Origin of the sequence: Phycicoccus sp. Soil802 (assembly GCF_001429605.1) — a bacterium.
In the GTDB taxonomy this organism is placed as follows: domain Bacteria; phylum Actinomycetota; class Actinomycetes; order Actinomycetales; family Dermatophilaceae; genus Pedococcus.
Window position 1 is genome coordinate 566,463 of the sequence record NZ_LMSS01000006.1, and the last position, 16,389, is coordinate 582,851.

The 16,389-nt window shown below is 73.3% G+C and carries 16 protein-coding genes and 1 other RNA gene; 11 read left to right on the forward strand and 6 right to left on the reverse strand.

Annotated features, from left to right (window positions below; genetic code table 11):
• Nucleotides 1-22: 22 nt before the first annotated feature.
• Complete coding sequence (locus ASG91_RS16690) at nucleotides 23-1,717, reverse strand: CDP-alcohol phosphatidyltransferase (protein ID WP_235545713.1); 1,695 nt, start codon at nucleotides 1,715-1,717, stop codon at nucleotides 23-25.
• Nucleotides 1,714-2,595 (reverse strand): CDP-alcohol phosphatidyltransferase family protein, encoded by an 882-nt coding sequence (locus ASG91_RS16695; protein ID WP_200961340.1) that lies wholly within the window; start codon nucleotides 2,593-2,595, stop codon nucleotides 1,714-1,716. Before ASG91_RS16695 ends, ASG91_RS16690 begins: the two co-directional genes overlap by 4 nt.
• A 113-nt stretch (nucleotides 2,596-2,708) precedes the next feature.
• Between ASG91_RS16695 and ASG91_RS16700 the strand changes: the two genes are divergently transcribed.
• The 7 genes from ASG91_RS16700 to ASG91_RS16730 all read left to right on the forward strand — a co-directional run bounded on the left by ASG91_RS16700 (nucleotide 2,709) and on the right by ASG91_RS16730 (nucleotide 8,570).
• Nucleotides 2,709-3,797 (forward strand): zinc-binding alcohol dehydrogenase, encoded by a 1,089-nt coding sequence (locus ASG91_RS16700; protein WP_235545715.1) that lies wholly within the window; start codon nucleotides 2,709-2,711, stop codon nucleotides 3,795-3,797.
• A gap of 2 nt (nucleotides 3,798-3,799) precedes the next feature.
• Nucleotides 3,800-4,198: a 6-carboxytetrahydropterin synthase gene (locus ASG91_RS16705; RefSeq protein WP_056923717.1), complete on the forward strand. Its 399-nt coding sequence runs from the start codon at nucleotides 3,800-3,802 to the stop codon at nucleotides 4,196-4,198.
• Nucleotides 4,199-4,206: 8 nt separating this feature from the next.
• Nucleotides 4,207-5,361, forward strand: a complete 1,155-nt coding sequence (locus tag ASG91_RS16710) for a glycosyltransferase family 4 protein (RefSeq protein WP_082594250.1) — start codon at nucleotides 4,207-4,209, stop codon at nucleotides 5,359-5,361.
• Between the two features lie 83 nt (nucleotides 5,362-5,444).
• Nucleotides 5,445-6,494, forward strand: a complete 1,050-nt coding sequence (locus ASG91_RS16715) for a lysylphosphatidylglycerol synthase transmembrane domain-containing protein (RefSeq protein ID WP_082594251.1) — start codon at nucleotides 5,445-5,447, stop codon at nucleotides 6,492-6,494.
• Nucleotides 6,487-7,248, forward strand: a complete 762-nt coding sequence (locus ASG91_RS16720) for a dihydrofolate reductase family protein (protein WP_082594252.1) — start codon at nucleotides 6,487-6,489, stop codon at nucleotides 7,246-7,248. Before ASG91_RS16715 ends, ASG91_RS16720 begins: the two co-directional genes overlap by 8 nt.
• A complete protein-coding gene (gene ribA / locus ASG91_RS16725) occupies nucleotides 7,245-7,913 on the forward strand; it encodes a GTP cyclohydrolase II (protein ID WP_056923718.1) in 669 nt (222 codons plus the stop codon). The genes ASG91_RS16720 and ribA overlap by 4 nt, the downstream gene beginning before the upstream one ends.
• A gap of 33 nt (nucleotides 7,914-7,946) precedes the next feature.
• Nucleotides 7,947-8,570: a hypothetical protein gene (locus tag ASG91_RS16730; RefSeq protein ID WP_056923719.1), complete on the forward strand. Its 624-nt coding sequence runs from the start codon at nucleotides 7,947-7,949 to the stop codon at nucleotides 8,568-8,570.
• Here ASG91_RS16730 and ASG91_RS16735 read toward each other — a convergent pair.
• The gene (locus tag ASG91_RS16735) at nucleotides 8,513-9,349 is read right to left on the reverse strand and encodes a phosphatase PAP2 family protein (protein ID WP_056923720.1); all 837 of its coding nucleotides are present in this window, start codon (nucleotides 9,347-9,349) and stop codon (nucleotides 8,513-8,515) included. The genes ASG91_RS16730 and ASG91_RS16735 overlap by 58 nt on opposite strands.
• 152 nt (nucleotides 9,350-9,501) lie before the next feature.
• Nucleotides 9,502-9,868: a transfer-messenger RNA gene (gene ssrA / locus ASG91_RS20335) on the reverse strand.
• Between the two features lie 238 nt (nucleotides 9,869-10,106).
• On the opposite strand from ssrA, the gene ASG91_RS16740 reads away from it, so the two are divergent.
• Complete coding sequence (locus tag ASG91_RS16740; protein ID WP_056923721.1) at nucleotides 10,107-10,748, forward strand: fasciclin domain-containing protein; 642 nt, start codon at nucleotides 10,107-10,109, stop codon at nucleotides 10,746-10,748.
• A gap of 51 nt (nucleotides 10,749-10,799) precedes the next feature.
• Here the strand turns inward: ASG91_RS16740 and ASG91_RS21290 are convergent, their stop codons facing one another.
• Nucleotides 10,800-11,150: a CAP domain-containing protein gene (locus ASG91_RS21290; protein WP_056923722.1), complete on the reverse strand. Its 351-nt coding sequence runs from the start codon at nucleotides 11,148-11,150 to the stop codon at nucleotides 10,800-10,802.
• 55 nt (nucleotides 11,151-11,205) lie between these two features.
• On the opposite strand from ASG91_RS21290, the gene ASG91_RS21295 reads away from it, so the two are divergent.
• Entirely contained in the window at nucleotides 11,206-11,538 is a 333-nt protein-coding gene (locus ASG91_RS21295) for a hypothetical protein (RefSeq protein WP_235545717.1), read from the forward strand.
• An 88-nt stretch (nucleotides 11,539-11,626) separates the two neighbouring features.
• Here the strand turns inward: ASG91_RS21295 and ASG91_RS16755 are convergent, their stop codons facing one another.
• On the reverse strand, nucleotides 11,627-12,010 hold the full coding sequence (locus ASG91_RS16755; RefSeq protein ID WP_056923724.1) for a helix-turn-helix domain-containing protein: 384 nt from the start codon (nucleotides 12,008-12,010) through the stop codon (nucleotides 11,627-11,629).
• Between the two features lie 100 nt (nucleotides 12,011-12,110).
• On the opposite strand from ASG91_RS16755, the gene ASG91_RS16760 reads away from it, so the two are divergent.
• Together ASG91_RS16760 and ASG91_RS16765 are read left to right on the forward strand one after the other, a co-directional pair.
• Nucleotides 12,111-12,740: an NAD(P)-dependent oxidoreductase gene (locus ASG91_RS16760; protein ID WP_371262059.1), complete on the forward strand. Its 630-nt coding sequence runs from the start codon at nucleotides 12,111-12,113 to the stop codon at nucleotides 12,738-12,740.
• 228 nt (nucleotides 12,741-12,968) lie between these two features.
• On the forward strand, nucleotides 12,969-16,349 hold the full coding sequence (locus ASG91_RS16765; RefSeq protein ID WP_056923725.1) for a pyruvate carboxylase: 3,381 nt from the start codon (nucleotides 12,969-12,971) through the stop codon (nucleotides 16,347-16,349).
• Nucleotides 16,350-16,389 lie beyond the last annotated feature (40 nt).

The following is a 16,389-nucleotide window of genomic DNA, read 5'->3' on the forward strand; positions in this document are numbered from 1 at the left end:
GCTCCGTCACCGGCTGCCTCGGTCACCGGGCGACTGCGGCACCGGTGCCCGGGAGCGGGCCGAAGGCCGTCAGCACCCGGTCGCGGAAGGCGTCCATGCGCCAGACCGGCGCTGCCGAGGTGGGCCGCATGCCTTCGTCCCAGCCCCAGCCTTCTATCCGCTTCGTCACAGCAGGGTCGTGGGCGACGAGGGTGACCGGCACCCGGTGGCTGGCCCCGACCCCTGACACGACCGTCGACGGCTGGTGGTCGCCGAGCAGCACGAGCACGAGGTCGTCGTCGTGGGCCCGTTGCACGAACCCGACGAGGCTGTCGATCGAGTAGGAGATCGACTGGGCGTAGGCCGCCCGCACCGACGCCGGGTCGCGCCAGACCTCCGCCCTGGTGGCGGCCCGGTCGCGGATCGGCCGGTAGACCGACCCGTCGCCGAGGGAGTCCCAGTCGACCAGCCGGGGCAGCGGCGCCCACGGGACGTGGCTCGTCACGAGGTCGATCTCGGCCATCACCGGCGCGCGGGGACGAGGGGTCAGCTCGCGGTCGCTGAACGCCTCGAGGGTGTACTGGTCGGGGATGGTGGCGTAGCCGAACCGCGGCCCGGCGTACCCGACGTTGCGGGCGTCGTAGACCTGGTCGTAGTGGTAGAACGAGGTCGCCTCGGGCCAGTCCTGACGGTTCGACGGGACGTCCACGACGGTGCGCCAGCCGGCCTTGCCGAAGGCTCCGCTGAGGGTGAGCCGGTCAGTCGCCACGAGCTGGTCGTAGCGTCGCTGGCTGTCGACCCACACCCCCGACTGCAGGGTGGAGTGGGCCAACCAGCTCGTGCCCCCGAAGGTGGGTGAGTCCAGCCACGCGCTCCGGATCGAGTAGCCGGCCGTCTCCAGCTGGTCCGTCGCCCGGTCGAGGGTGGGAGCGACCCCCGCCGGCGCGGGTGTGCCCGTGACGGCGACCTCGCCATAGCTCTCGACGAAGACCACCAGGACGTCCTTGCCGCGCAGACCGGTCAGCAGGTCCGCCGCGGGTGCCGCTGCGAAGGGATCGGTCGCGACGGCCCTGGCGAAGGCGGCCCGGTCGTGCAACCCCGCGCGCGTCAGGGCCACGTGGTCACCGACGAGCCCGACCGAGGAGGTGGACGCCAGCGCCACCCCGGGCGCGACCTGCAGCGGGGTCGCCGCGGCCACCAGCCAGGCGGTGCCCAGGACGACCGCGGCGCGGGTCCAGCCGAGCCGGTGGCGGTCCACGTGCGGAGCGAGCCGGCGGACGAGCCCGTGCAGCGACCACGGCACGACCACGAGGAGCGCCACGGCCACGACGGCTGCACCGACCACGGCCGCAGTGGCCCACGACGTCCCGACCGAGTCTGCGAGCAGGTCGCGCGCCGACCTCAGGTAGGTCCAGTCGGCCAAGAGGTCGAAGGGCCGGCGCAGCGCCGAGGTGAAGCCGATGTCGAGGAGCTTGACCAGGGTCGCGGCTCCGAGCACCGCGCCGAGCACCAGGCCGGCTCGGCGACGCGTGCGGTCCCGGAGGGCCAGGAGCAGCACCGCCAGCAGGACCGGTTCGAGCGGCAGCCTGAGCAGCCACGTGAGCGGCTCGTGGCCCGGGTCGTCCGGCGCCACGAGCACCACCCACACCACCATCAGCGGCACCAGCCCGACGACCGCCGCCACAACAGGCCGGATCCGACTCCCCCGGTGTCGGTCGGCGGGGTCGGGCCGGCTCACGGGCTCACCCCGACCCGCTGCCCGTGCCCTTCGTCGACGCCGGGAGCAGGTCTGCGCGCGACCGTTCGGCGTGCGGTCGGCCAGGCCGGTCGCCGGGCCCGTGCCTGCCACAGCTCGGCACCTTGGGTGCCGAACGACCAGGCAAGCAGGACGAGCGCCGCGGCGACGGCTCCGGTGAGCACGGGCCGCGGCAGGACGTCCGCGGTCGCGAGGGTGAGCACGATGCCCTGCAGGGCCGCAATCGCCTTGCGCCAGTAGCTCGGCGGGACCGAGCCGCCGAGCCACGGAGCGACCCAGGTGGCAGCGACGAGCGCGTAGCGGAAGAGGCCGATGGCCAGCACCCACCAGCCGAGCAGCTGCGCGGCCGCGATGCTGAGGACGAGGATCAGGAAGGCGTCGACCTCCATGTCGAGCCGGGCACCGAGGGAGGTCGCCGTGCCGGTGCGCCGGGCGACCCAGCCGTCGACCGCGTCCAGGGCGAGCGCCACGCTCGCGAGGGCCACGAGGGGCGACCGGAGGACGGAGCCCGCCAGCCCCGCCTCCGTGGCGCCGCCGACCGTGGCGGCACCGACCGAGGTGCCGGCCACGGTCGGACCGAGGAGCGAGCTCGTGGTCAGCGCGGCCACGACGCAGGCGAGCGTCCCGCGGGTGACGGTGACCAGGTCGGCCGGCCCCAGCCCTCGTCGTCCGCGGCGGGCCAGCGCCCGGGCCAGGAGGACCCAGCCACCCCCGGCACACGCGACGGCCACCAGGAAGCCTGCGAGACGTGCGACCCCACCGAGCTCGCCCAGCCCGGGCGCCAGGGCCCCGAGGAGGGCGCCGAGCACGGCCCACTGCACGACCATCGGCGCCACCGGGACTGCATTCCTGCGCACCACACCTCCACTGTCTCGGGCCTCACCCTAGGACGGCCCAGCACGCCGCTGGGTTCACCGGGCCACCACCGCGCCGCCCGGCGGGCAGGACACCGGGCGGTCGCTAGGGTGGGGCCGTGTCCGGGGCTGCACGCGCGTACTGGTTGACCGCACCCGGGGTGGGCGAGCTCCGGCCGGTCGTGGTGCCCCTCCCCGGGCCGGACGAGGTCCTCGTGCGCACCGTCTGCTCCGCCGTCAGCCGGGGCACCGAGGTGCTGGTCTTCGAGGGCAGGGTGCCGCAGAGCCAGCACGCCACGATGCGAGCGCCCTTCCAGGAGGGCGAGTTCCCGGCCCCGGTGAAGTACGGCTACCTCAACGTCGGGATCGTGGAGGAGGGTCCGGCCCACCTGCGTGGTCGGCTGGTCTTCTGCCTCCACCCCCACCAGACGAGGTACGTCGTGCCGGCCGACGCGGTGGTGGTGGTACCCGACGGCGTGCCTGCCGAGCGGGCGGTCCTCGCCGGCACCGTCGAGACCGCGGTCAACGCCCTGTGGGACGCGGCACCGTTGGTGGGTGACCGGGTGGCCGTGGTGGGCGCGGGCATGGTGGGCTGCTGCGTCGCGCGCCTGCTCGCCGGCATGCCCGGGGTCCGCACCACCCTGGTCGACGTCGACCCCTCGAGGGCCGCGGTGGCCGCAGCCCTGGGTGTGGACTTCGCCCGGCCGGACCAGGTCGGCGCCGGCCAGGGCACCCACGACCTCGTCGTGCACACCAGCTCCACCGCCGCGGGCCTCCAGCTGGCCATGGCACTCCTCGGCGCCGAGGGCGAGGTGGTCGAGCTCAGCTGGTACGGCGACCGGGAGGTCAGCATCGGGCTCGGCGGCTCGTTCCACTCGGGCCGGCTCGCGATCCGCGCGAGCCAGGTCGGGGCGGTCTCCCCCGCCCGCCGGTCACGCCGCACCCCGGCGGACCGGCTGGCCCTCGCGCTCGACCTGCTGACGGACCCCGCCTTCGACGCCCTCGTCACCGGACGCTCGGCGTTCGACGAGCTCCCGACCGTCATGGCCCGTCTCTCGGACGGGAGCCTGCCGGCGATCTGCCACCTGATCACCTACGACGCCGGCAGCCCGGGCACCACCACAGGCAGCACCACAGGCACCACCACAGACACCACCACAGGAACCACCACAGACACCACCACGAGCAGCAGCGACGAGCAGGGGTAGCCGTGTTCAGAGTGACCGTGCGGGACCACATCATGATCGCCCACAGCTTCCGGGGCGAGGTCTTCGGTCCCGCCCAGTCGCTGCACGGCGCCACCTACGTCGTCGACGCGACCTTCCACCGCCCCGACCTGGACGACGACGGCATCGTCGTCGACATCGGGCGGGCCGGGGAGCAGCTGCGCGCGGTGCTCGCCGACCTCAACTACCGCAACCTCGACGACGACCCGACCCTGACCGGCGGCAACACCACGACGGAGGCCCTGGCCAAGCTCGTGGCGGACCGCCTGGTCGACCGCATCCACGCCGGGGACCTCGGCGCCACGGCCGCCGGCATCACGGCGGTCACGGTGACGCTGGCCGAGTCGCCGGTGGCCTCGGCCAGCTACGAGCGCGAGCTGTAGGACCACCGGTGCGGGCCGTCCACGTCGTCGTCCCCGACTCGGTCGACGACCCGGCGCGGCCGAGCGGCGGCAACACCTACGACCGTCGCGTCTGTTCCGGTCTGCAGGACCTCGGGTGGGACGTCCGGGTGCACCGCCAGCCCGGACGCTGGCCACACCCGGACCCGGCCAGCGTCACGGCTATGGCCAGCGTGCTGGAGTCGCTGCCGCGCGACGCCGTGGTCCTCGTGGACGGGCTCCTCGCCTCGGGCCACCCGGAGGTCCTCCGGCCGGCCTCCGAGCGGTTGCGCGTCGTCGTGCTCGTGCACCTGCCGCTCGGGCACCCGGTCGCCCTCGACGCGACGGGGCAGGCCGCGCCCGCAGCCCGTTCCGCCGTGCGAGCGCAGGAGGGCTCGGTGCTCGAGGCAGCCGCGGCGGTCCTGACCACCAGCCGCTGGACGGCGGAGTGGCTGCGGGCCTCCTACGACCTGGCTGCGCACCGGCTGCAGGTGGCCCGACCGGGGGCGGACCACGCCCAGCCGGCGACCGGCACGGCCGAGGGCACCGCGCTGCTCAGCGTCGCGGCCGTGGTGCCCGCCAAGGGTCACGCCGAGCTGCTGGACGCCCTCGCCACCCTGACCGACCGGCCGTGGCGGCTCGTCATCGCCGGCGCGCTCGACCTCGCCCCCGACCACGTCGCCCGGCTCCGCGCGACGTGCGCGAAGGCGGGGATCACCGACCGGGTCACCTTCGCCGGTCCCCTGGCCGGGGCGGCGCTCGACCGGGAGTATGCCGCGGCCGACCTCCTCGTCGTCCCGTCCCGGATCGAGACCTATGGCCTCGTGGTCACCGAGGCGCTGGCCCGGGCGCTGCCGGTGGTGGCCGCGGCCGTCGGCGGGGTCGAGGAAGCCATGGGATCGGTCCCGGACGGCGGTCGACCGGGCCGGCTGGTGCGCCTCGGGGGGGACGAGCTGCCGCTCGCCCTGCGCTCGTGGCTCGAGGACCCGGGCCTGCGCGAGCGGTGGCGATCGGTGGCCAGGGAGCGCAGGACGACCCTGGAACCCTGGTCGGCCACGGCACGGCACGTCGCCGACGTGCTCCGCGAGGTGGCCGCCCGGCCGTCGGGGTCGGCCAGCACCGGGCGACCCGCAGGCCCCGCCGGCTCCGAGGGAGCACGCCGGTGAACCGCATGCGCACGGCATACGTAGATCTGGGTGGAGGACCGCACCCCAGCCCACGACGCCACCCCACCCGAGAGGCCCGCACCATGACGGTGACCGAACGACCGGCCGGTCGGCCGCGAGCCGCGGGCGCGCCGGTCACGGCGGGGCGCCGCCTGGTCCACTCCTCGTCCCTCCGCAGGGTCGGCGGCGCGACCGTCCTCGGCGTCGTGGTCTGGCGGCTGGGCGTGCACCAGTCGCTGCGCGCGGTCGGCGCCATCGACGCCCGCGCGCTGGTGGCCGCCCTCGTCCTGACCGCCCTGACCACCGTCTGCTGCGCGTGGCGGTGGCGCCTCGTGGCCACCGCGATCGGCGCGGAGGTCCGGCTGGGCGCTGCGGTGGCCGCCTGCTACCGCTCGCAGTTCCTCAACACGGCCACCCCGGGTGGTGTGCTCGGGGACCTGCACCGCGGTGTGCAGCACGGTCGACGCACGGGCGATGCCGGCCGGGGCCTGCGCTCGGTGGTCTGGGAGCGCACCGCCGGTCAGGTGGTGCAGGCCGTGCTGGCCGTCGTGGTGCTGTCGGTACTGCCCTCACCGGTGCGCGCCGACCTGCCGTGGGTGTGGGCCGCCGCCCTCGTGCTCGCCGGCCTCGGGCTCGCGCGACGCCGGCACGGGTCGGGCGGTCGGCGCCAGGTGGGCCTTAGGTCAGCCTGGCTGGTCGAGGTCCGTCGAGGGGTCCTGGCCGCTCGCACCTGGCCGCTCGTCACCCTCGCCTCGGCGCTCGCCGTCGCCGGTCACGTCCTCACCTTCCTCGTGGCGGCCCGCACCGCCGGGGTGACCGCGTCGGTGAGCCAGCTCGTGCCGCTCGCCTTCGTCGTCCTCCTCGCGATGGGTGTCCCCGCCAACCTGGCCGGCTGGGGACCACGGGAGGGCGTCGCGGCCTGGGCTTTCGGGGCGGCCGGGCTGGGTGCCGGGACGGGGCTGTCCACGGCCGTCGTCTACGGGGTGCTGGTCCTCGTCGCCGGCCTGCCCGGCGCCGCGGTGCTCGTGGTGGCGCAGGTGCGGGCGCGCGGGAGCAACGCCCACCGGCCGGCCACCACCACGGTCGCCCCACCCGCGGTCACCTCCCTCGAGACGGAGGTCGCGCGTGGCTGACCGGCCCTACACCCTGCTCAGCTGCAGCATCTCGATGGACGGCTACCTCGACAGCGCCACGTCCGGTCGGCTCAAGCTCTCGAACGCTGCCGACTTCGACCGCGTCGACGCGGAGCGGGCGCGCTGCGACGCGATCCTCGTCGGCGCGACCACGATCCGCAACGACGACCCGCGACTGCTCGTCCGTTCCGCCGAGCGGCGGGCCGAACGCGTCGCCAGGGGCTGTCCCCCGTCGCCGACCAAGGTCACGGTGACCTCGGGTGCCGACCTCGACCCTGGTGCCGCGTTCTTCGCGATGGGCGACGCGGAGAAGCTGGTCTACTGCCGCAGCGGGGCCGTGGACCAGGCCCGCGGTCGCCTCGGCAGTGTCGCGACGGTGGTCGATGGCGGCGCCCCGGTGACGCTGCGGGCGGTCGGCGTGGACCTGGCCCGACGAGGCGTGCGACGCCTCATGGTCGAGGGTGGTGGGTCGGTGCTCACCCAGCTGCTCAGCAATGACCTCGCCGACGAGCTGCAGCTCGTCGTCGCGCCCCTCTTCGTGGGGGACTCGCGGGCCCGCCGGTTCGTCGACGACGCGGCGTTCCCCTGGTCGCCCGGCCGACGCGCCGACCTCGTCGAGGTGCGCCACATCGGCGACGTCGCCTTGCTGCGTTATGCGCTCTCACCCCGTTTCCACGAGGCCGACGGTGGGCAGGTACCCAACCACGGCCCTGAGCAGCACGGCCACGGGACCCAGTCGGGAGGCACGTCATGACCCTGCGCGACGTCACGGTCCGCGCCCAGGTGAGCCTCCCGCTCACCCTTGCCGACGGTTCCCGCACGACCGCTCGCGTGTTCACCTTCACCGGCCTGCGGGACGGGCGCGAGCACCTCGCCCTCGGACTGGGTGGCTGGGCAGACCGTCCGGTGGCGCCGTCCGCACTCGGGCGACCGCCGCTGACCCGGGTGCACAGCGAGTGCCTGACCGGCGACGTCCTGGGCAGTCGCCGCTGCGACTGCGGCCCGCAGCTCGACGAGGCGCTCCATCGCCTCGCCGAGGAGGGTGGGCTGCTGCTCTACCTGCGACAGGAGGGACGCGACATCGGCCTCTACGCCAAGCTGGACGCCTACGTGCTGCAGGACGAGGGTCTCGACACCTACGAGGCGAACGTCGCCCTCGGGTTCGAGGAGGACGCCCGGGACTACACCGTCGCGGCCCAGATGCTCTCGGCACTGGGCGTGGACCGGGTGGCGCTGCTGACCAACAACACCGACAAGGTCGCCCAGCTGGAGCGGCTCGGCATCGAGGTGGCCGAGCGGGTGCCGACCGGGCTGCACCGGTCCGACGTCAACGGGCGCTACCTTGCCACCAAGCTGGGCCGGCACACCGCCTCCCCCCTCCCCGGCGACCGGTCGCCCGCGAACCCGGCTGCGTGGTGAACCGGGCCGCTCCCACGCTGGCAGACTGCGGGCATGACGTCGTGGTCCATCCAGGCCCTGGGGTGGGCAGGCTCCGCCCTGCTCATCTTCTCCCTCCTCCAGCAGCGCGTGCTGCGCTTCCGGCTGCTCAACCTCACCGCGAGCTGCACGCTGATCGTGTTCAACGCGATGCTGCACGTCTGGCCGATGGTGGGGATGAACACCGTGACGGCCGGCATCAACATCTGGATGGTCACCAAGCTGCTCCGTGAGCGCGGCGACGAGTCCGTCTACGAGGTCGTCGCGGTCGGACCGGACGAGTCGTACCTCCAGCACTTCCTCAAGGTGCAGGGTGCCGACATCCGCAAGTACTTCCCGCAGTTCGACGCAGGAGCCCTGGGCTCCGGTCGCAGCGCGTACCTCGTTCAGCGCGGCAACGAGACCGTCGGGGTCGTCGTCGTCCGCGACGCGGGGGACGGAGTGGCCCAGGTGGAGCTCGACTACGTGACGCCGCGGTTCCGCGACTTCTCCCCCGGCGAGTTCGTCTACCGGAGCAGCGGGCTGTTCCGTGGCAAGGGGATCCGCCAGATCGTGACGCCCGCCGGCATGGTCAACCCCTACTACGCCCGGCTCGGCTTCCGCGAGGAGGGCGACCACTGGGTCGCCGACCTGGCCTGACGCACGGTCAGGAAGAGCCGGTGGGCGGTGATGACCGCGGCCGCCCAGCCGAGCCCGAGCGCCCAGCCGGCCACCACGTCGGTCAGCCAGTGGTGTCCGAGGAAGACCCGCGACAGCCCCATCGACAGGACGAACGCCGCGCCGACGACGACCGTCGTGGTGCGCGCCCACGCCGAGTCGAGCCGGCGCAGCAGCAGGTAGACGAGGACCACGGTGATGACGGTCGCGTTGAGGGTGTGGCCGCTCGGGAAGCTGGGCGAGCTCTCGTAGGGCGGCACGGCCTCCTGCAGCGGCGGCCGGGCCCGCCCGATCACGGCCTTGCCGGTCGTGGTCATGGCCAGTGACCCGGCCGCTGCGATCAGCACGAGCACCAGCGGCGTCCGCGACCGCCAGCGCCACACCATGAGCAGCGTGAGCACCGTGGCCAGGACCGGCATCCCCACCGGGCCCCCGATGTCGGTGTAGACGGTGACCCCGTGGTCGAGCGCGGGCGAGCGCCAGGCGATGGCCTGGTCGAGCACCGGCTGGTCGAGCCCGGCGATGCCGTCGGCCTCGGTGACCGCGTCGTAGACCTCCGCAGCCACCGCGGTGAGCGCCACCGCCACCGCGCCCCCGACCACAGCGGTCACGACGAGCACGAGGTGCGCGGCGCTCCACCGCGCGACCCCGGTGGCGTGCCCCACGACCCAGCCCGCGAGGCGACGGCCCGCAGGGGTGCGCCAGTCGGTCAGGTCGCGGGACCCGATCCGCTCCTCGGCGGGGGTGTCGTCGCGCAGCATGGGGCCATCCTCGCAAAGCCGGCCCGGCGGCATACCCCCGCGCCCGCGGTGACGCCGGTATGCCGCGTGGCTCGCTCGTCGTGCTGGGCACCACGAAGGCCCGGTCGCGAACGACCGGGCCTCGGGGCTGAACTGACGTGGGAACACCGCGGTGGTGGAGGTGGCGGGAATTGAACCCGCGTCCACTGACGGGAATCCAGGACTTCTCCGGGTGCAGTGCGCTAAGGATTTTCTCGGCCCCAGTGCTCGCACGCACACGTCCACTGACAGGCCCAGTCGAGTAAGAGTCCCGCGCAGTCCCCCGACATGACTGCGCAGCAAGTTCTCTAGCTGACGCCAGACACTGAGTCGAGAACTAGCTCAGGCTGACGGACTTCGGAGCTCGCTCAGGCGGCGAGGGCGAAGTCGGTGCGCTTGGAATCGGCACCTATTGGTTTGCCAGGATCGTTAACGAGATAACCGGGCATCCTCGACCCGCTTCCCCTGAAATGCCGACCAATGTCGAAACCGATCACCCCCGTGCTCCTGCGAGTGCAGGGGTGTTCACACGTCCACTGTTCAGTTGGTGCTGCTCTCACAGCCTACCGTCCAACGCCGACGGCCCCGCACGTATTTCCATCCCGGGGCCCTCTGTCCAAGGTTTGTCCAATCCAGTGCGGGGCCGGCGTCGAACCCCACGCGCAGGGTCCGGACGTGCGGCCAGCGGTGACCGCGCTTCCGGGACCACCACACCGCAGTGGATTCCTGGAGGACAAGCATGTTCGCTCGACGCTTCACGACAGCGATGGTGACCCTCGGCCTCGCCGGCACGGCCACCCTCGTCAGCGCACCATCCGCCTCGGCGCACGGGTGGGACCACTCCGCCACGGGCACCCGCAGCCTCGCGGCGGTGCTCGCCAGGGACGGGTCCGGCTTCGACCGGAACTGGAACGACTTCGACATCGTCGACACCGCGGTCACGGCAGTGCTGACCGCCAAGCCGGGCTCGGCCGTCGGGGTCCTGGCCGACGGGACGGTCCCCCTCACGGCGTTCCTGCCCACCGACCGGGCCTTCCGCCACCTCGCGTCCGACCTCACCGGCAAGCACTACACCTCGGAGTCGGCGGTCTTCGCCGACGTCGCCTCCCTGGGCATCGACACCGTCGAGGCCGTCCTGCTCTACCACGTGGTCCCCGGGGCGACGATCACCTACCGCCAGGCCCTGGCCGCCGACGGCGCGACCCTCACCACGGCGTCCGGTGGCACCGTGCAGGTCGACGTGGTCGGCCGGTGCTTCGTCTCGGTGGTGGACGCCGACCCCAGCGACCGAAACCCCTGGGTCGTGCGGGCCGACCTCAACAAGGGCAACGCCCAGATCGCGCACGGGATCTCCGAGGTGCTGCGACCGCTCGACCTCTGAGCCGGACAGCCGACCGAGCCGCGAGCGCGACAGCGGGCACCCGCGGCTCGGTCAGCCCCCGAAGTCCTGGGTCCAGTAGTGGCCGTACGACCCGCCGGTGGCATGGCCGACGCCGAGGGCCGTGAAGGAGCAGTTGAGGATGTTCGCCCGGTGGCCCGAGCTGGCCATCCACGACCTCATCACGGCTGAGGCGGTGCTCTGCCCGGCGGCGATGTTCTCACCGATCGTGCTGCCCCGGTAGCCCGCGGCGCGGATGCGGTCGGCGAAGGTGCGGCCGTCCTTGCTGGTGTGCGAGAAGTAGTCCTTCACCGCCATGTCGGCGCTGTGTCGCTGCGCGGCGGTCTGGAGGGCGGAGTTGGCCCGCACCGCACGGCAGCCCGCCTTCGACCGCTCGGAGTTCACCAGCGACAGGACCTGCCCCGCGACCCCGCCACTGGACGGCGGCGTGGGTGCGGGCGTGGGCGAAGGTCTGGGTGGCGGCTTCGGTGCCGGCTTGGGTGACGGCTTGGGGGTGGCCCGCGGCGGGCTCGTGGCCGTCCCGGTCCGCGACGCCGCCGGACGAGCCGTGCGGGTGGCCGTGGTCGGGCGGGTGGTCGGGGTGCTCGTGGTCGGCACCGTGGTGGCGGCCGTCCCTGCCGAGCTGGTGGTCGCCCCGGCCCCGGTTGGACCCCCCGCTCGTTCAGCGTCGTCGGCGCAGGCGGCCAGCGAGGTCAGGGCCAGGGCCAACGCAGCCAGGGCCGGGACGCGGCAGATCGGGCGGTGCGAGATCGGGCGGTGCGGCGGGCGGTGAATCAGTCGTCGTGCGGTGCCGGTCACGGGGGGATCTCCTCGAGCGGGGAGCGTGGGGCAGCGGCCGCAGCCGCGACCGGTCGCCCAACCTACGCTCCTTGGGCCTCGAAATCGTCCCTGGCGGCCACGATCCGGCCGACGTGGGCCTCGGCCCAGTCGGTGAGCACGGCGATCGGTCCACCCAGCGAGACCCCGAGGTCGGTGAGCGCGTAGTCCACCCGTGGTGGCACCTGGGCGAACACCGTGCGGGTCAGCAGCCCGTCGCGCTCCATCGCCCGCAGGGTCTGGGTGAGCACCTTGGGGGCCACGCCGGCGACCCGCTGGCGCAGCGCCGTGAAGCGCAGCGGACCGTCGATGAGGGCGCCGATCACCAGGACCGTCCACTTGTCACCGATCCGGTCGAGCACCACCCGGGTGGGGCAGTCGGGGTCGAAGGCGTTGCCCCGCTCGAGCTCGTCGCGCTTGGTAACCATGAGGTACTTATAGCACGTTGAAGTGCTCAGTTACCAATGGTTACTGTCGCAGCGATCCACCATCCCCGCTCGACACCACCTTTGAACGAGAGGCACCACCATGACGAAGAACACCCCGCTGAGGATCGCTCTGTTCGGCGCCAGCGGCATGATCGGCTCGCGGATCGCGACCGAGGCCGTCTCGCGCGGCCACGCGGTCACCGGCTACACCCGCCGCAGCGGTCAGCTGCCGCCCGGCGTCACGGCGGCGACCGGCGACCTCGCCGACGAGACGACCGTCAAGGACGCCGCGACGACCCACGACGTCGTCCTCTCCGCGACCGGTCCGAGCCGCACCGGCGAGAGCCACGAGCCGTGGCTCGAGTCCGTGCAGAACCTCGTCGACCACGCCATCGGGGCCCGCGTGCTCTTCGTCGGTGGTGCCGGCTCGCTGCTCACCCCCGAGGGCACCCGCCTGCTCGACTCCCCCGGCTTCCCGCCGGAGTATGCCGCCGAGGCCACCTCGGGCGCGGCCGCCCTGGACCTCTTCCGCGCGGCTCCCGAGGACCTGGACTGGACCTTCGTCTCGCCGGCCCCGGTGATCGCGCCCGGCGAGCGCACCGGCAGCTACCTGGTCGCCCTGGACACCCCGGCAGGCGGCTCCATCAGCGCCGAGGACTACGCCGTCGCGCTGGTCGACGAGCTGGAGCAGCCGCGCCACCGCCGCCAGCGGTTCACCGTCGCGAACTGACGCCCGCACGGCATACCCCTCTCCCGCCCTGTTGGAAGCGAAACGCCCGGAGATCCGGCAGCTTCGCTTCCAACAGAGCCGGGGAGACGACGAGCCCGTCCGCATCGCGGGCGGGCCGTCTCACTTGTCGGGACCTCACTAGGATCGGAGCCACCCTGCCCGCCCCCCGTGCTCCTCGAACTTCGCCGGCTCCCACCACCTCCCGGGGGCCGACCACCTGGAGGTCAAGTGTTCAGCAAGGTCCTCGTCGCGAACCGGGGTGAGATCGCGGTCCGCGCGTTCCGCGCCGCCACCGAGCTCAGCGCCAAGACGGTCGCCGTGTTCCCCTACGAGGACCGCAAGTCCGAGCACGTGCTCAAGGCCGACGAGGCCTACCGGATCGGCGAGCAGGGCCACCCGGTCCGCGCCTACCTCGACCCCGAGGCGATCGTGCGGACTGCCGTCGAGGCCGGCGCCGACGCGATCTACCCCGGCTACGGCTTCCTGTCCGAGAACCCCGACCTCGCCGAGGCCTGCGCCAACGCCGGCGTCACGTTCGTCGGCCCGCCGGCCTCGGTCCTGCACCTCACCGGCAACAAGGCGCGAGCCATCGCCGCGGCCAAGCAGGCCGGGCTCCCCACGCTCCAGAGCGCCGAGCCCAGCACCGACATCGACGCCCTCGTGGCCGCAGCCGAGGAGATCGGCTTCCCGATCTTCGCCAAGGCCGTCGCGGGTGGCGGTGGCCGAGGCATGCGACGGGTCGAGCGTCGTGAGGACCTGCGCGAGGCGCTCGAGGCCTGCATGCGCGAGGCCGAGTCGGCCTTCGGTGACCCGACCGTCTTCCTCGAGCAGGCCGTGGTCAAGCCCCGCCACATCGAGGTGCAGATCCTCGCCGACGGCGAGGGCAACGTCATCCACCTGTTCGAGCGCGACTGCTCGGTGCAACGGCGCCACCAGAAGGTCGTCGAGATCGCGCCGGCCCCCAACCTCGACCCCGAGCTGCGCGAGCGGATGTGCGCCCACGCCGTCGCCTTCGCCAAGGAGATCGGCTACGTCAACGCCGGGACGGTCGAGTTCCTGCTCTCCCCCGACGGCCGCTACGTCTTCATCGAGATGAACCCGCGGATCCAGGTCGAGCACACCGTCACCGAGGAGATCACCGACGTCGACCTGGTCAGCTCGCAGCTGCGGATCGCCAGCGGCGAGACGCTGGCCGACCTCGGGCTCTCGCAGGACACCCTGCAGATCCGCGGGGCGGCGCTCCAGTGCCGCATCACCACGGAGGACCCGGCCAACGAGTTCCGGCCCGACACCGGCCGGATCACCACCTACCGCTCCGCCGGCGGCGCGGGTGTCCGGCTCGACGGCGGCACCGTCTTCGTGGGGGCCGAGATCGGCGCCCACTTCGACTCGATGCTGGTCAAGCTCACCTGTCGCGGCCGCGACTTCCCGACGGCGGTCCGGCGCGCCCGCCGGGCCCTGGCCGAGTTCCGGATCCGCGGGGTGTCGACCAACATCCCGTTCCTCCAGGCCCTGTTGGAGGAGCCGGACTTCCAGGCCGGCCGGCTCTCGACGTCGTTCATCGACGAGCGCCCCGACCTGCGCACGGCGCGGATCCCGGCCGACCGCGGGACCAAGCTGCTCACCTACCTCGCCGACGTGACGGTCAACCAGCCGCACGGTCCGGGCCGCACCCGCGTCTCACCGCGCGCCAAGCTGCCGGCCATCGACCGGTCGACTCCCCCGCCGCCCGGTGCCCGCGACCGGCTGCTGCGCCTCGGCCCGCAGGCGTTCGCCGAGGAGCTGCGGGCCCAGGAGGCCGTCGCCGTCACCGAGACCACCTTCCGCGATGCCCACCAGTCGCTGCTGGCCACCCGGGTGCGCACCCGCGACCTGATGCACGTGGCCCCCCACGTCGCCCGGCTCACCCCCCAGCTGCTGTCGGTCGAGGCGTGGGGCGGTGCCACCTACGACGTCGCGCTGCGCTTCCTCGCGGAGGACCCGTGGGACCGGCTCGCGGCCCTGCGCGAGGCGATGCCCAACCTCCCGCTCCAGATGCTGCTGCGCGGGCGCAACACCGTGGGCTACACGCCCTACCCGACCGAGGTCACCGACGCCTTCGTCACCGAGGCGGCCGGCACCGGCATCGACATCTTCCGCATCTTCGACGCCCTCAACGACGTCGACCAGATGCGGCCGGCCATCGAGGCGGTCCGCGCCACCGGCACCGCGGTGGCGGAGGTCGCGCTCTGCTACACCGGCGACCTCACCAGCCCGGACGAGAAGCTCTACACCCTCGACTACTACCTGCACCTGGCCGACCAGATCGCCGAGGCCGGGGCCCACGTCATCGCCATCAAGGACATGGCCGGCCTGCTGCGCGCCCCGGCGGCCCGCACCCTCGTCACCGCACTGCGCGAGCGGTTCGACCAGCCGGTGCACCTGCACACCCACGACACCGCCGGTGGCCAGCTGGCCACCCTGCTCGCGGCCATCGACGCCGGAGTGGATGCGGTCGACGTCGCGAGCGCGGCGATGGCCGGCACCACCTCCCAGCCGCCGATGTCGAGCCTGGTCGCCGCCACCGACGGCACCGCGCGGGCCACCGGGCTGGACCTCCGGGCGGTCAACGACCTCGAGCCCTACTGGGAGGCGGTGCGGCAGCTGTACTTCCCGTTCGAGTCCGGCCTGCCCTCCCCCACCGGTCGCGTCTACACGCACGAGATCCCCGGCGGCCAGCTCTCCAACCTGCGCCAGCAGGCCATCGCCCTCGGGCTCGGCGACCACTTCGAGGAGGTCGAGGACATGTATGCCGCGGCCAACCGCATCCTCGGCAACATCGTCAAGGTGACCCCCAGCAGCAAGGTCGTGGGTGACCTCGCGCTGGCCCTGGTCGGGGCCAAGGCCGACCCGGCCGACTTCGAGGCCAACCCCACGAAGTACGACATCCCCGACTCCGTGATCGGCTTCCTCTCGGGCGAGCTGGGTGACCCGCCCGGGGGCTGGCCAGAGCCGTTCCGCACCAAGGCGCTCGAGGGTCGCACCCCGAAGCCGCGCGTGACCGAGCTGGGCGACGACGACCGGGCCGCCCTCCAGGCCGATCCCCGGCACACCCTCAACCGGCTGCTCTTCCCGGGTCCGACGACCGAGTTCGAGAAGTCCCGCGACGCCTACTCCGACCTGGCCGTCCTCGGCACCCGCGAGTTCCTCCACGGGCTCGAGGTCGGGTTCGAGCACGAGATCGACCTCGAGCCCGGCAAGCGCCTGCTGCTCGGCCTCCAGTCGGTGTCGGACGCCGACGACCGCGGCATGCGCACCGTGATGTTCACGATGGGTGGCCAGCTGCGTCCCGTCCAGGTGCGGGACGAGCGGATCGCGGTCGACGTCAAGGCCGCCGAGAAGGCCGACCCCGCAGCGAAGGGCCAGGTGGCTGCGCCGTTCGCCGGGGTCGTCAGCCTCGCGGTCGAGGAGGGCGCGAGCGTCGAGGCCGGTGCCGTCGTGGCGACGATCGAGGCGATGAAGATGGAGGCCAGCATCACCGCGCCGGTCGCCGGCTCGGTGCAGCGGCTGGCCATCGGCTCGCAGCAGCAGGTCGAGGGCGGCGACCTCATCCTCGTGATCAGCTCGTAGCCCGCCACCGCACCCACACCCCGTTTGGGCCGCGGCAAAC